Source organism: Streptomyces klenkii (genome assembly GCF_003626645.1).
Taxonomy (GTDB): Bacteria; Actinomycetota; Actinomycetes; order Streptomycetales; family Streptomycetaceae; genus Streptomyces; species Streptomyces klenkii.
In genome coordinates this window covers 109,917-126,201 of sequence record NZ_RBAM01000001.1, presented here as the reverse complement: position 1 = coordinate 126,201, position 16,285 = coordinate 109,917, and the positions used below count along the sequence as shown (strand labels likewise).

At 74.6% G+C, this 16,285-nt stretch carries 2 protein-coding genes; both read right to left on the bottom strand.

Annotation, left to right across the window (positions count from 1 at the left end; translation table 11 throughout):
* Positions 1–4: 4 nt before the first annotated feature.
* Entirely contained in the window at positions 5–5,485 is a 5,481-nt protein-coding gene (locus D7231_RS00420) for an SDR family NAD(P)-dependent oxidoreductase (RefSeq protein ID WP_479685686.1), read from the bottom strand.
* 83 nt (positions 5,486–5,568) lie between these two features.
* Complete coding sequence (locus D7231_RS00415) at positions 5,569–16,257, bottom strand: type I polyketide synthase (protein ID WP_120752863.1); 10,689 nt, start codon at positions 16,255–16,257, stop codon at positions 5,569–5,571.
* Positions 16,258–16,285 lie beyond the last annotated feature (28 nt).

The following is a 16,285-nucleotide window of genomic DNA, read 5'->3' as shown; positions in this document are numbered from 1 at the left end:
AGAGTTAGAGGGACCCGAGCTCTTGGTCGATGAGGTCGAACATCTCGTCGTCGGTGGCCGCGTCGATCCGGTCGAGGTCGATGTCGCGGTCGGTGCCGGGGGTGGCGGCGGAGGTGTTCGGCGCGGCGTCCTGGTGGGTGTCGGTCCACTTCCAGAGGAGCGCCTTGAGCCGGGCGGTGACCTTGTCCCGTACCGGGTCCTCGGGGGCGAGCGCGGCCAGCTGTGCGTCCAGCCGGTCCAGTTCGTCCAGCACCGGTGAGGTCTCGGCGGCGAGGTCGAGGACCAGGTCCTTGTGCAGGAGCCGGGCGATCGCGACCGGGTTGGGGTGGTCGAAGACGAGGGTGGGCTTGAGCCGGAGCCCGGTCGCGGCCTTGAGCCGGTTGCGGAGCTCGACGGCGGTCAGGGAGTCGAAGCCGATGCCCCGGAAGGCCGTGGTGGGCTCGATGCGGGCCGCGGTGGCGTGGCCCAGGGCGGCGGCGGCCTGGTTGCGCACCAGGTCCAGCAGCACCTTCTCCTGGTCGGCCTCCGGCATGCCGGCCAGGCGGCGGGCGAGAGCGGGGGTGGCGGCGGCCTCCTCGGCCGCCGTGCTGCCGGTGTCGCCCACGAGGCCGCGGAAGACCGCGGGCAGCATGCCGGCGCGGGCCATGGAGCGCAGCCCCGGGACGTCCAGCCGGACGGGCACGATCACCGGCCGGTCCACGGTGAGGGCGGCGTCGAACAGTGCCAGTCCCTCCGCGGAGGTGAACGGCACGACTCCGGACCGGCCCATGCGGTTGCGGTCGGCGTCGGTGATGCGGTCGCCCATGCCGCCGTTGTCCGTCCACAGTCCCCAGGCCAGCGACGTGCCGGGCAGGCCCGCGGCGCGGCGCTGCCGCGCCAGCCCGTCCAGGAAGGCGTTGGCGGCCGCGTAGCTCGCGGCGCCGGCGCTGCCCAGGACTCCGGCCAGGGAGGAGAAGAGCACGAACGCGGAGAGGTTCATGTCCTTGGTCAGCTCGTGCAGGTGCAGCGCCCCGTCGGCCTTCGGCCGCAGCACGGTGTCCAGGCGCTCCGGGGTCAGCGCGGTGATCACGCCGTCGTCCAGGGCCGCCGCCGCGTGCACCACGGCCACGAGCGGGTGCTCGGCCGGGACCGAGGCCAGGAGCTCCGCGAGGGCGTCGCGGTCGGCGATGTCGCAGGCGGCGACGTCGACGTGCGCACCCAGCCCGGAGAGGGCGGCGACGAGTTCGCCGACGCCTTCGGCGGCGGGGCCGCGGCGGCTGACCAGGAGCAGCCTGCGTGCGCCGCGTTCGGCGACGAGGTGCCGCGCGAGCGACAGTCCGAGGCCGCCGGTCGCGCCGGTCAGCAGCACGGTCCCTTCGGGGTCCCACGCGTGACCGGCGGGCTCCTCGGGCGGGGCGATCCGGGCGAGGCGCGGCACGAACAGCTTGCCGCCGCGCACGGCGGCCTGCGGCTCGTCCAGGGCGGCGAGGGCCGCTACGAGTGCGGGGTCGGCGACGGCGCCGGTGACCGGGCCGTCCACGTCGAGGAGCAGGAGCCGGTCCGGGTTCTCGGTCTGGGCCGACTTCACCAGGCCGGCCACGGCGACGTGCGCGAGGTCCGGTGCGGCCCCGTCCAGCTCGACGGCTCCGCGCGTCGTCACCACGAGCCGCGCGTCGGAGAACCGCTCGTCGCCGACCCACTCCTGGACGGCCGACAGCACACCGGCCAGCAACTCGCGCGTCGCCGGGGCCGCGTCGCCCTCGCTCGGGGCGCAGGGCAGGACGACGAGGGCGGGCGGAGCCGCGCCGTCGTCGACGGCCTTGCGGAGCGCGTCGATGCCGGCATAGGGGCCGTCGTCGCCGAGGAGCACCCAGTCGGCCGCGGGTGCGGCTCCGGGAGCGGTGTGCTCGACCCAGTCGACCTCGAACATCCAGTCCTGGTGCGCCACGCGCGACGCCAGCACCTGCTGCGGGGAAACGGTGCGCGTCCGCACGGACGCCACCGAGGCGACGGGAGCACCGTCGGCGTCGGCCATGTCGATCGCCACCGCGTCACCGCTGCCGGCGGCGACGGGCCGGACCCGTATGCGCACGGCCGCCGCTCCCGGGGCGTGCACGGCCGCGCCGCTCCAGGCGTAGGGCATGAGCAGGTCACCGGAAGCGCCGGCGCTGCCGAGTGCGAAGGCGGCGAGGGAGGCGTCCAGCAGTACGGGGTGAAGGCCGTAGCGGTCCGCCCGGTCCCGCTCCGCGACGGGCAGCGCGGCCTCGGCGTACAGCTCGTCCCCGGCGCGCCAGGCGGCGCGGAGGCCCGGGTGGTCCTCGACGTCCAGCTGCTCGGCGCCCGCCGGAGGCCAGATCATCATGTCGAACTCCGCTGCCGGAGCGGTCCGGGTGAGTTCTCCGGTGACGTGGCGGACCCACGGCTCGTCGGCACCGCCTGCGGCGCGGCTGTAGACCGTCACCGACCGCCGGTCGGCGTCGTCGCCCGCGCCGACCTGCACCTGGATGCGTACGGCGCCCTGTTCCGCCAGCACCAGCGGGGCGTCCACGTCCAGCTGCTCCAGGTGCGGGAAGCCGGCCTGCCGGCCCGCGCACAGGGCGAGCTCCACGAACGCGGCGACCGGGAGCACCGGCACACCACCGACGGTGTACTCGGCGATCCAGGGCGTGTCGGCCGCGGACAGCCGGCCGGTGAACAGCACGTCCTCTCCCCCGGCGGTCTCCACGACCGCGCCCAGCAGGGGGTGGCCGGAGGAGTCCAGGCCCGCGGAGGAGACGTCGAGCGCGGCCGTGCCTTCGAGCCAGAAGCGCTCGCGCTGGAAGGCATAGGTGGGGAGGCCGACGCGGTGGGCGCCGGGGAAGAGGACCTGCCAGTCCGGGGAGATGCCGTGGGTGTGGAGCTGACCGACGGCGAGGGTGATCGCCTGAGGTTCGGGGCGGTCGGTGCGCAGGGTGGGGACGGTGATGATGTCGTCGTCGAGGCAGCCCTGGGCGAGGGCGCTGAGGACGCCGCCGGGGCCGATCTCGACGAAGGTGGTCACGCCCAGGTCGTGCAGGGTCCGGACGCCGTCGGCGAAGCGCACGGCCTCGCGGACATGGCGGACCCAGTAGTCGGGGGTGTAGGGATCAGCCAGGCGGCCGGTGAGGTTCGAAACGACCGGGATCTGCGGCTCGTTGAAGGTCAGGCCGCCGACGACCTTGGCGAACTCGTCGAGCATGGGGTCCATGAGCGGCGAGTGGAACGCGTGGCTGACCTTCAGCCGGGACGTCTTACGACCCTGCTCCTTGAAGGCCTCGGCAATCGCCAGTACGGCATCTTCGGCGCCGGAAACCACTACGGACTGCGGCCCATTGATGGCAGCAATGCCGGCGTTCTCCGTCAGGTGCGGCAGCACCTCGTCCTCAGTCGCCTGGATCGCCACCATCGCGCCACCGGTCGGCAGCGCCTGCATCAACGCAGCCCGCGCCGACACCAGCTTCGCCGCGTCGCTGAGCGACAGCACACCCGCCACATGAGCAGCCGCGATCTCGCCCACCGAGTGACCGGCCACGTAATCCGGCCGCGCACCCCACGACTCCAGCAGCCGGAACAGCGCCACCTCAACAGCAAACAGCGCAGGCTGGGTGCACCCGGTCTGGTGAAGCGTTTCCGCATCGACGTCGACCGGCGCATCGAGCAGCGCGCACACCTCGTCGTAAGCCGCGGCGAAGACGGGGTACGCCGCGTACAGCTCGCGCCCCATCCCGATCCGCTGCGACCCCTGCCCCGAGAACAAGAACCCGGTCTTGCCCCGGGCGCCCTCGGCACGCCCCGTCACCACATGCGCCGCGGGCTCGCCCGCCGCGAGTGCGGTCACGCCCGCGCGCAGTTCGTCCGCGTCGGCGCCGGCCACCGCGGCGCGGTGCTCCAGCGCCGATCGCGTGGCCGCCAGCGAGAAGCCCACGTCGGCCGGTGACGCGGTCGCGAAGTCGACGGACGACAGCAGCCGCCGTGCCTGTTCCCGCAGCGCTTCCTCGGTCCTGCCGGAGAGCACCCACGGCACCACCGACGTGCGCGGCCGCAACGACTCCTCGGATGCGCCTTCGCCGCCGGCCGCCGTGTCGTCGGCCTGTTCCTCCGCCGCCGGGTCAGTCGCCTGCTCAAGGATGACGTGCGCGTTGGTGCCGCTGATGCCGAACGAGGAGATGCCGGCCCGGCGCGGGTGGTCCGACTCCGGCCACGCGGCCGCTTCCGTGAGCAGCTCGACCGAGCCGGCCGACCAGTCGACCTGCGGGGTCGGCTCGTCCACGTGCAGGGTCTGCGGCAGCACTCCGTGCTGCATCGCCAGGACCATCTTCATCACGCCCGCCACGCCCGCCGCGGCCTGGGTGTGGCCTATGTTCGACTTCAGCGAGCCGAGGAGGAGGGGCCGTTCGCGGTCCTGGCCGTAGGTCGCGAGCAGGGCCTGCGCCTCGATCGGGTCACCGAGGTTCGTACCCGTGCCGTGTGCTTCGACGGCGTCGATGTCCTCGGCGGACAGCCCGCCGCTGGCCAGCGCTTCGAGGATGACGCGCTGCTGCGAAGGGCCGTTGGGGGCGGTAAGGCCGTTGGACGCGCCGTCCTGGTTGACGGCGGAGCCCCGTACGACCGCGAGCACCTGGTGGCCGAGCCGGCGGGCGTCGCGCAGGCGCTCCACCAGCAGCAGGCCGGCGCCTTCGGACCACGACGCGCCGTCCGCGGCGGCCGCGAAGGACTTGCAGCGGCCGTCGGGGGCGAGGCCGCGCTGGCGGCTGAACTCGACGAACGCGCTCGGGCCCGCCATGACCGTCACGCCGCCGGCGAGCGCCATGGAGCACTCGCCGTTGCGCAGCGCCTGCACGGCGAGGTGCAGGGCGACGAGCGACGACGAGCAGGCGGTGTCGATGGTGACCGCGGGGCCCTCGAAGCCGAAGGTGTACGCGATGCGGCCGGAGGCGACGCTGCCGGAGTTGCCGGTGCTGAGCAGCCCTTCGACACCGTCGGGCAGGACGCCGGGCGTGAAGCCGTAGTCGTGGTACATCAGGCCGGCGAAGACGCCGGTGCGGCTGCCCTTGAGGGGGGCGGGGTCGATGCCCGCGTGCTCGAAGGCCTCCCACGCGGTCTCCAGCAGCAGCCGCTGCTGGGGATCCATCGCCAGGGCCTCGCGCGGCGAGATCCCGAAGAAGTCCGCGTCGAAGTCCGCCGCGTCGTGGAGGAACCCGCCCTGCCGGGTGTAGACCTTGCCCGGCCGCTCGGGGTCGGGGTCGTAGAGGGAGTCGACGTCCCAGCCGCGGTCGTCGGGGAACTGCGAGATCGCGTCGCCGCCCCCGGCCAGCAGCCGCCACAGCGCCTCGGGCGAGTCGATGCCGCCGGGGAACCGGCAGCTCATGCCCACGATGGCGATGGGCTCCTGGTCCCGGGCCTCCAGCTCGCGCACGCGCCGCCGGGCCTGGCGCAGGTCCGTGGTGGCCCGCTTGAGGTAGTCCCGGAGCTTGTCTTCGTTCATCATCGGTGTTGCCCGCCCCTTTTGGCCTGCGCAGTTCAGGAGTTGCCGAGTTTCGGGACCTCCGGAATTCCGGGAGGTCCCGGGTCTCAGGAGATGCCGAGTTCGTCGTCGAGGAGGTCGTACAGCTCCTCGTCGCTCGCCGAGCTGAGGTCGTCTTCGTCCCCGGCTCCGCCGGCGCCTCCCGGATCGGCCGGCTCGTTCCCGTTCCAGCGGGCGAGCAGCGCCTGGAGACGCATGTTGATCTTGGTTCGGGTGACGTTGTCGACGCTGTCCGCTCCGGCGCCGTCGAGGGCGGCGGCGAGGCGGTCGAGCTCGTCGAACAGCGACACCGTGCCGCCCGTGCCGCCGGGCAGGTCCTTGAGGATCCGCTGGGCGAGCACTGCCGGCGTGGGGTAGTCGAAGACCAGCGTCGCAGGCAGCCGCAGCCCGGTGGCCTTGTTCATCCGGTTGCGGAGCTCCACCGCGGTCAGCGAGTCGAAGCCCAGGTCGCCGAAGGCCTGGTCGGGCTGGACGGACTTGGCCGAGCTGTGCCCGAGCACGGCGGCCACCTCGGTGCGGACCAGGTCCAGCACCACCTCTTCGCGCTCGCTCCCGGGCAGGTCCGCGACCCGCTGCGCGAGCGGTACGGCGGCTGCCCGGTCCGTGCGCCGCGGCCGGCCGCCGACGAGCGTCCTGAGCAGCGGCGGCACCGGGGCGGCCGCGTTCCGCAAGGCGGCGAGGTCCAGCCGTGCCGCCACCACCAGGGGCTCCTCCAGCGCGAGCGCGGCGTCGAGGAGTTCCATGCCGTCCTCGTCGGACAGCGGCACCACACCGCCGCGGGCGAGCCGGGTCCGGTCCACTCCGCCGAGGTCCTCGGTCATGGCGCCGGTCCGCTGCCACAGGCCCCACGGCAGCGACACCGCGGGCAGCCCCTGTGCCCGGCGGTGCCGGGCGAAGGCGTCCAGGAAGGCGTTGGCGGCGGCGTAGTTCGCCTGGCCGGGGGTGCCGAGCGTGCCCGCGAGCGAGGAGAAGAGGACGAACGCCTTCGCCTCTCCCGCCAGTTCGTGCAGGTTCAGCACCGCGTCGGCCTTGGGCCGCAGCACCGTGTCCAGGCGCTCGGGGGTGAGCGAGCCGATCACGCCGTCGTCGAGGGCGCCGGCCGTGTGCACCACGCCCGTCACCTCCTTCCCGGCCAGTGCCGCGGCGAGGGCGTCGCGGTCGGCCACGTCGCAGGCGGCCCAGGTGACGTCGGCGCCCGCGGCGGTGAGCTCCGCCCGGAGCTCGGCCGCGCCCTCGGCGTCCGCGCCGCGCCGGCTCATCAGCAGCAGGCTGCGCACGCCGTGCCCGGCGACCAGGTGCCGGGCGACGAGGCCGCCCAGGGCGCCGGACGCGCCGGTCAGGAGCACCGTGCCGGTGCCGAAGTCCGGTGTGTGGTGCGGGGCGTCGGCGGCGGCCCTGGCGAGCCGGGGCAGCAGGAGCGCGTCGCCGCGCAGTGCCGCCTGCGGCTCCTCGGAGGCGACGAGCCGGGGGACGGCCGTCGCCGCGGCGTCCTTCCAGTCGGTGTCCTCGCTACGGTCAAGAAGAACGATGCGGTCCGGGTTCTCGGACTGCGCCGACCGCACCAGGCCCCACACGGCCGCCTGGACCGGGTCGTTGTGCACTTGGTCGTCCCGGACCGTGTCGTCGCCGGTGGCGACCGCGCCCCGGGTCACGAGCACGAGGCGGGCGGCCCGGTCCTCGGCCAGCCACCACTGCACCAGCCCGAGCACCTCGGCCAGGACGTCCCGGACCCGCTCGGCGTCGTTACTGCCCGACCCGGCCGGGCAGGGCACGACGACGGCGTCCGCGTCCATCTCTGTCCCGGTCTCCGGCTCCGGGGCGGCCAGCAGCGAAGCGATGTCGTCGTAGACGCGTACGGTCGTGCCGTTCGCGTCGGCCGGTGCGGCGAGCGGCGCCCACTCCACGGTGAACAGGGAGTCCCGGGAGCTCGTACGGAGCTGGTCGGTCGACACCGGGCGCAGCGTGAGCGATTCCACGGAGACGACGGGCCGGCCCGTGCCGTCGGCGGCCTCCAGGCGTACCGCGTCGCCGCCGGCCTGCGAGAGCCGTACCCGCAGGCCGGCCGCTCCGGTTCCGTGCACGGTGACGCGGGACCACGCGAAGGGCAGCAGGGGCCCGTCGGCCGCCGGTACGAGGCCGCCCGCGCCCAGTGCGTGCAGGGCGGAGTCGAGGAGGGCCGGGTGCACGCCGAAGGTTTCCGCGTCCGCGTGCGCCTCGTCGGGGACGGCCAGTTCGGCGTAGACCGCGTCGGTGCCGCGCCAGGCGGCGCGCAGCCCCTGGAAGAGCGGGCCGTAGCTCAGGCCGAGGTCCGCCAGCCGGTCGTAGAAGCCGTCCAGGTCGACGGGCTGCGCGTCGGCCGGGGGCCAGCTGGTCAGGTCGGTGCCGGCGGGGGTGCCTCCGGTGGCGAGGGCGCCGGTGGCGTTGCGGATCCAGGGGCCTTCCCCGGCGCGCGAGTGCACGCTCAGCGGGCGGCGGCCGGAGTCGTCCTGGGCGCCGACGAGGACCTGGAGCTGGACGCCGCCGTGCTCGGGCAGCAGCAGCGGTGCCTGGAGGGTGAGTTCTTCGACCAGGTCGCAGCCGGTCTCGGCCGCGGCGTGGGCGGCCAGTTCCACGAAGGCCGTGCCCGGCAGCAGGACCGTGCCCAGCACCGCGTGGTCAGCCAGCCAGGGCTGGGCTTGCAGCGACAGCAGCCCGGTGAGCAGGTGGCCGCCGGCGTCGGGCAGTTCGACCGCGGCGCCGAGGAACGGGTGGTCGGCGGAGTCCATTCCGGCCGCCCGCACGTCACCGGCGGGCGCGCCCGCTTCCAGCCAGTACCGCTCGTGCTGGAACGCGTATGTCGGGAGGTCGGTGCGGCGGGCGCCCGGCAGGACGGCGTTCCAGTCGATGGCGACGCCGTGCACGTGGGCCTGGGCCAGGGACAGCAGCAGCCGGTGCCGGCCGCCGTCGCCGCGGCGCAGCGTCGGGACGACCACGGCCTCGGCCTCGGCGGCCTCGATGGCGTCCTGGATGCCCGCGAGCTGCACGGGGTGCGGGCTGACCTCGACGAACACATCGTGCCCATCGGCCAGGACGGAGCGGATCGCGTCGTGGAAACGCACCGTCTGCCGCATGTTGCGGTACCAGTAGCCGGAGCCGAGCTCGGCGGCGTCCAGCTTCCCGCCCGTCACCGTGGAGTAGAAGGGCACGGCGCCGGGGAGGGGGCTGATGCCGGCGAATCCCTCGTCGGCCTGCGCCCGGACCCGCTCGATCTGCGGCGAGTGCGCGGCGTAGTCGACGGCGACCTTGCGGGCCTGAATGCCCTCCTTCTCGCAGTGGGCGAGGAGTTCGTCCATGGCGTCGGTGTCGCCGGAGACCACGACGGTGCCGGGCCCGTTGACGGCGGCGATGCCGAGGCGGCCGGCCCACCGGCCGATCAGTTCCTGTGCTTCCTCGTCCGGGAGCGTCACCGAGGCCATGCCGCCGAGGCCCTGGAGTTCGCGTACGGCGAGGCTGCGCTGCGCCACGATGCGCGCACCGTCCTCCAGCGAGACCGCTCCGGCGATCACGGCCGCGGAGACCTCGCCCTGGGAGTGCCCGACGACCGCGTCGGGGGTCACCCCGAAGGAGCGCCACACCTCGGCGAGGGCGATGGTCATCGCCCACAGCACGGGCTGGAGCACGTCGACCCGGTCCTGTTCGACGCCGGACGTGCCGCGCAGGACCGCGGTCAGCGACCATTCCACGTGCGGCGCGAGGGCGCGCTCGCAGGCGTCGATCCGGTCGCGGAAGACCTCCGAGGTCTCCAGCAGCCCGGTGGCCATGCCCACCCACTGCGAACCCTGCCCGGGGAAGACGAAGACGGTCTTGCCGCCGGTGCGTGCCGTGCCGGTCACCACGTTGGCCGGCGTGGAGCCGTCCGCGACGGCGGCCAGCCCCTGCCGGAGCTCCTCGGGGGTGTCCGCGACGACCACGGCGCGGTGTTCGAAGGCCGCCCTGGTCATGGCCAGCGAGTACGCGGCGTCGGCCGCCGGAGCAGCCTCACCGTCAGCGTCGCTGTCGTTCAGGAAGGACGCGAGGCGGGTGGCCTGCGCCCGCAGGGCCGCTTCGGTCCTGCCCGAGAGCACCCACGGCACGACCGTGCCGTCGACGCCGGCACCGGCTTCGGGAGCGGGCGGCAGCTCCGCGGTGGCAGGTGCCTGCTCGATGATGGTGTGGGCGTTGGTGCCGCTGACGCCGAAGGAGGAGACGGCGGCGCGGCGCGGGCGGTCAGACTCCGGCCAGTCGACGGCTTCGGTCAGCAGCCGTACGTCACCGGCCGTCCAGTCCACGTGCGGCGTCGGCTCGTCGACGTGCAGGGTCTGCGGGAGGACGCCGTGGCGCATGGCCATGACCATCTTGATCACGCCGGCCACGCCTGCCGCGGCCTGCGTGTGGCCGATGTTGGACTTCAGCGAACCCAGCCACAGCGGCTGTCCCTCGGGACGCTCCTGGCCGTACGTGGCGAGCAGCGCCTGCGCCTCGATCGGGTCGCCGAGCTTCGTACCCGTACCGTGCGCCTCCACGGCGTCGACGTCGGCGGGCGCGAGCCCGGCGGAGGCCAGGGCCTGGCGGATCACGCGCTGCTGCGACGGGCCGTTCGGGGCGGTGAGGCCATTCGACGCGCCGTCCTGGTTGACGGCGCTGCCGCGGACGACGGCCAGCACCTGGTGGCCGTTGCGCTCGGCGTCGCTGAGCCGCTCCACGAGCAGCATGCCGACACCCTCGCCCCAGCCCGTGCCGTCGGCACCGGCCGCGAAGGCCTTGCAGCGGCCGTCGGGCGACAGGCCGCGCTGGCGGCTGAACTCCACGAAGACCGTCGGGGTCGCCATGACCGTGACGCCGCCGGCCAGGGCCATCGTGCACTCGCCGTTGCGCAGGGCCTGCACGGCCAGGTGCAGGGCCACGAGCGAGGACGAGCAGGCCGTGTCGATGGTGACGGCGGGGCCTTCGAGGCCGAAGGTGTAGGACACGCGCCCGGAGGCGACGCTGCCGGAGCCTCCGGTGGTGAGCAGGCCCTCGACGCCCTCGGGCAGTTCGCGCGGGCCCTGGCCGTAGTCGTGGTACATCAGGCCGGTGAAGACACCGGTCCTGCTGCCCCGAACGGTCGCCGGGTCGATCCCGGCGCGTTCGAAGGCCTCCCAGGACGCCTCCAGCAGCAGCCGCTGCTGCGGGTCCATCGCGAGGGCCTCGCGGGGGCTGATGCCGAAGAAGCCGGCGTCGAACTCGGCCGCCTCGTGCAGGAAGCCGCCGTCGCGCGCGTAGGTCTTGCCGAGACGCTCGGGGTCGGGGTCGTAGAGCGCGTCGGTGTCCCAGCCGCGGTTGTCCGGGAACCGGGAGATGCCGTCCCGGCCGGAGGCCACCAGCCGCCACAGGTCTTCCGGCGAGCGCACCCCGCCCGGGAGACGGCAGCTCATGCCGACGATGGCGATCGGCTCGTCGTCGGTGGCCGCCGTCCGCGGCGCCGTGACCGCGGCCGTCGCCGCCGGGGCGGCGCCGAGGAGTTCGGTGCCGATGTGCCGGGCCAGGGCGGCGGGCGTGGGGTGGTCGAAGACGAGGGTGGCGGGCAGGCGCAGCCCGGTGGCCGTGGACAGCCGGTTGCGCAGTTCGACGGCCGTCAGGGAGTCGAAGCCCAGGTCCTGGAAGGCGTGCGCGGGCCGGACGGCCCGGGGCGAGGCGTGCCCGAGCACGGCCGCGACCTCGGAGCGGACCAGGTCCAGGACGGCCTCGTCGCGCTCGTCCGGGGCCAGCCCGGCGAGGCGGTCGGCCGGCGATCCGGCGGTGGCCCGCTGGGCGGTGCCGCGCGTGGTGACGCGGACGAGTCCGCGCAGCAGGGCCGGTACGGTCCCGGGCGCCTGGTTCCGCAGGGCGGTGGTGTCGAGGCGGACCGGTACGAGCACGGGCTCGTCCGAGGCGAGCGCGGCGTCGAACAGCCGCAGGCCGTCCTCGGTGGACAGCGGCAGCACGCCGGAGCGCGCCATGCGCGTCCTGCCCGCCTCGTCGAGGGCGTCGGCCATGGCGCCTTCCTGCTCCCACAGGCCCCACGCCAGCGAGATCGTGGGCAGGCCCTGGGCGCGGCGGTGCCGGGCGAAGGCGTCGAGGAAGGCGTTGGCGGCGGCGTAGTTGCCCTGGCCGGGGTTGCCGAAGACGCCCGCAGCGGACGAGAACAGCACGAACGCCGTGCCCTCGCCGGTGAGCTCGTGCAGGTTGAGCACGGCGTCGGCCTTGGGCTTCAGGACGGCGTCCAGACGCTCCGGGGTCAGGGCGGCGATCACGCCGTCGTCGAGGACGCCGGCGGTGTGCACGACGGTGTCGACCGGGCCGGCGGCCAGCAGCGCGGCGAGCGCGTCGCGGTCGGCGATGTCACAGGCGGTCCACGTCGCCTCGGCCCCGAGCTCGGCGAGCTCGGCTCCGAGGGCGGCGGCGCCCGGGGCGTCCGCGCCGCGGCGGCTGACGAGCAGCAGCCGGCGCACGCCGTGCCGGGTCACGAGGTGCCGGGCGAGGGTCCCGCCGAGGGCGCCGGAGGCGCCGGTGAGGAGGACGGTGCCGAGGGAATCGGCGAGGCCGGAAACCGTGCCCTCGGTACGGTCGGCGGCGGCGCGGGCCAGGCGCGGTGCGCTGACCTCCCCGTCGCGGACGACGACGTGCGGCTCGCCCGAGCGCACAACCCCGGGCACGAGCGTGGCGGCGTCGGCCGGGCGGTCGGTTTCGAGGAGGACGATCCGGCCCGGGTTCTCCGCCTGGGCCGAGCGGACCAGGCCGCCCGCCGCCGCGTGGGCGAGGTCGTCGCAGCGCGCCACGAGCACGAGGCGCGGCGCCCGGTCCTCGGCGAACCACCGCTGGACCAGCTCCAGCACCTCCGCGGTGACCGCGCGGACCCGCTCGGCCTCGGAGGCGCCCTCCGGGCCGTCGGGGCACGGGACCACGACCGCGTCCGGCTGCGACGCCGCGTCAGCGTCGGCAAGCGCGGCCGCGATGTCCGGGGCGTACGTGACCGCGACCGCCGTCGTGTCCGCGTCGTCGGACGACGGCAGGGCCAGCGGCGCCCACTCGACCGTGAACATCGCGTCGCCGGAGCGCTTGCGGAGCTGGTCGGCGGACACCGCGCGCAGCGTCAGCGACTCCACGGACGCCACCGGTTCGCCGGCGGCGTCGGCCACGAGCAGGGACACCGTGTCCGTACCGGCGGGCGACAGCCGCACCCGTACGGTCGAGGCGCCCGTGGCGCGTACGGACACGCCGGACCAGGCGAACGGCAGGAGCGGCCCGTCCGCTTCGGCCACCAGAGAGCCTCCCGCGCCGATCGCGTGCAGCGCCGCGTCCAGGAGCGCCGGGTGCAGGAGGAAGGAGCCGGTGTCCGTGCCCTCGGGGAGGGCGACCTCGGCGAAGACGTCCTCGCCCGCGCGCCAGGCGCTCCGCAGGCCGCGGAACGCCGGGCCGTAGGCCAGGCCGAGGCCGGCCAGCCGGTCGTAGAAGCCGTCGAGGCCGACCTCCTCGGCGCCCTCCGGCGGCCACGCCGTGAGCGCCTCGCCGGCAGCAAGGGCACCCGCGTCCTCGGTGACGAAGCCGGTCGCGTGCCGCACCCACGGCAGGTCGGTGTCGTCCTCGGGGCGCGAGTGCACGGTCAGCGGCCTGCGGCCGGAGCCGTCGTCCGCGCCGACCCAGACCTGGACGGCGACGCCGCCCCGCTCGGGCACCACCAGGGGCGCTTCGAGGGTGAGGTCTTCGAGGACCTCGCAGCCGGCTTCGTCGGCGGCGCGCACGGCGAGTTCGACGAACGCGGTGCCCGGCAGCAGGACGCTCCCGAGGACGGCGTGGTCGCTCAGCCACGGGTGCGTGCGCAGGGACAGCCGGCCGGTCAGCAGCCGCTCGTCGCCACCGGCCAGGGAGACGGCGGCGCCCAGCAGCGGGTGGTCGGCGGAGCCCAGGCCCGCGGCGCGCACGTCGCCGGGCGCTGCCGGTGCGGCGTCGAGCCAGTAGCGCTCGTACTGGAAGGCGTAGGTGGGCAGTTCCACGCGCCGGGCGCCGGGGAAGAAGGCGTGCCAGTCCGGGGAGATGCCGTGCGCGTGCAGTTCGGAGACCGCGGCGACGAGCGCGGCCCGCTCGGGGCGGTCGGCGCGCAGGACGGGCACGGTGATGACATCGTCGCCGGCATCGGCGTCGAGGCAGCCCTGGGTGAGGGCGCTGAGGACGCCGCCGGGGCCGATCTCCACGAAGGTGGTCACGCCCAGGTCGTGCAGGGTCCGGACGCCGTCGGCGAAGCGGACGGCCTCGCGGACGTGGCGGACCCAGTAGTCGGGGGTGTAGGCGTCGACGAACCGGCCGGTGAGGTTGGAGACGACGGGGAGCTGCGGCTTCTCGAAGGCCAGCCCGCGCACGACCTGCGCGAAGTCGTCCAGCATGGGGTCCATGAGCGGCGAGTGGAACGCGTGGCTGACCTTCAGCCGGGACGTCTTACGCCCCTGCTCCTTGAAGACCTCGGCAATCGCCAGTACGGCATCCTCGGCGCCGGAAACCACCACGGACCGGGGCCCGTTGATCGCCGCGATGCCGACGTGCTCGGTGAGGTGCGGCAGGACTTCGTCCTCGGTGGCCTGAACGGCGACCATCGCCCCGCCCGCGGGCAGCGCCTGCATCAGCGCAGCCCGCGCCGACACCAGCTTCGCCGCGTCCGGCAGCGACAGCGCGCCGGCCACGTGCGCGGCCGCGATCTCGCCCACGGAGTGACCGGTCACGTAGTCGGGCCGGATGCCCCACGACTCCAGGAGGCGGAACAGGGCGACCTCGACGGCGAAGAGGGCCGGCTGGGCGGCGCCCGTGCGGTGCAGTTCCTCCGAGTCAACGTCGATCGCGGCGCCGAGGTGCGCGCAGACCTCGTCGTAGGCGGCGGCGAACACCGGGTAGGACGCGTACAGTTCGCGCCCCATGCCCAGGCGCTGCGAGCCCTGTCCGGAGAAGAGGAAGCCGACGCGCCCGCTGCTGCCGGAGTGGCCGCGCGCCACGCCCGGGGCCGGGGCGCCGGAGGCCACGGCCCGCAGCCCCTCGGCGCGCTCCGCCGGAGTCTCGCCCTGCACCACGGCCCGGTGCTCCAGGGCGGTGCGCGTCGTGGCGAGCGAGAACGCCACGTCCAGCGGGGAGACATCGATGTCGTCCGCGCGGGCCAGCAGGCGTTCGGCCTGGGCGCGCAGGGCCTCTTCGGTCTTTCCGGAGATCACCCACGGCACGGGCCCGCCCTCGGCCGGGCGTGCGGCCTCCGCGACGACGGCCCGGGGGCTTTCGGCGCCTTCCTCGGGAGTCTCCGGTGCGGCCTCTTCGTCCTGGGTGAACGCCTCGGCCGACGGGGCTTCTTCGATGATCGTGTGCGCGTTGGTGCCGCTGATGCCGAAGGAGGAGATGCCGGCGCGCCGCGGCTGGTCCGAGGCCGGCCAGGGCGTGGTCTCGGTCAGCAGCCGCACGGCGCCCGCCGACCAGTCGACGTGCGGGGACGGCGCGTCGACGTGCAGCGTGCGCGGCAGCTCGCCGTTGCGCATCGCCATGACCATCTTGATGATGCCGGCGACGCCGGCCGCGGCCTGGGTGTGGCCGATGTTGGACTTGATCGAGCCCAGCCACAGCGGCTTGTCGTCGCTACGGCCCTGCCCGTACGTCGCGAGCAGCGCCTGCGCCTCGATCGGGTCGCCCAGCCGCGTGCCGGTGCCGTGGGCCTCGACCGCGTCGACCTGTGCGGTGGTCAGCTGCGCGGCGGCCAGGGCCTGGCGGATCACGCGCTGCTGCGAGGGGCCGTTGGGGGCGGTCAGGCCGTTGGAGGCGCCGTCCTGGTTGACGGCGGATCCCCGTACGACCGCGAGTATTTCGTGCCCGTTGCGGCGGGCGTCCGAGAGGCGCTCGACCAGCAGGAGGCCGGCGCCCTCGCCCCAGCCGGTGCCGTCGGCCCCGGCGGCGAACGCCTTGCAGCGGCCGTCGGGGGCCAGGCCGCGCTGACGGCTGAAGCCGACGAACGTGGCGGGGCCGACCATCGCGGTGACGCCGCCGGCAACAGCCAGCGAGCACTCGCCGTTGCGCAGCGACTGGATGGCCAGGTGCAGGGCGACCAGGGACGACGAGCAGGCCGTGTCGACCGTGACGGCCGGGCCTTCGAGGCCGAAGGTGTAGGCCACCCGGCCGGAGGCGACGCTGCCCGAGGTGCCCGTGCCCAGGTAACCCTCAAGGTCTTCCGGGGAGTTCTGGAGGGCGGCGAGGAACTCGTGGTTCATCACTCCGGCGAACACGCCGGTCCTGCTCCCCGCCAGTGAGGCGGCGTCGATGCCGGCCCGCTCGAAGAGCTCCCAGGACGTCTCCAGCAGCAGCCGCTGCTGGGGGTCCATGGCGAGCGCCTCGCGGGGCGAGATCCCGAAGAGCCCGGCGTCGAACCGCGCCAGGTCGCTCAGGAACGCGCCCTCGCGGGAGTAGCTGGTGCCGCGGTTCTCCGGATCCGGGTCGTAGAGGGCGTCCAGGTCCCAGCCGCGGTCGGCGGGGAACTCCGAGACGGTGTCCCGGCCGCCGGCGACCAGCTCCCACAGCTCCTCGGGCGAGTTGACGCCTCCCGGGTAGCGGCAGCTCATCCCGATGATGGCCACCGGCTCCCCGGCGGCGTCCTCGTAGTCACGAAGGCGCCGCCGGGTCTCCTGGAGATCTGCGGTGACTCGCTTCAGGAAATAGCGGAGCTTGTCCTCGTTCGCCACCGAAATCGTCCCTCACCCTTGCGAAGAC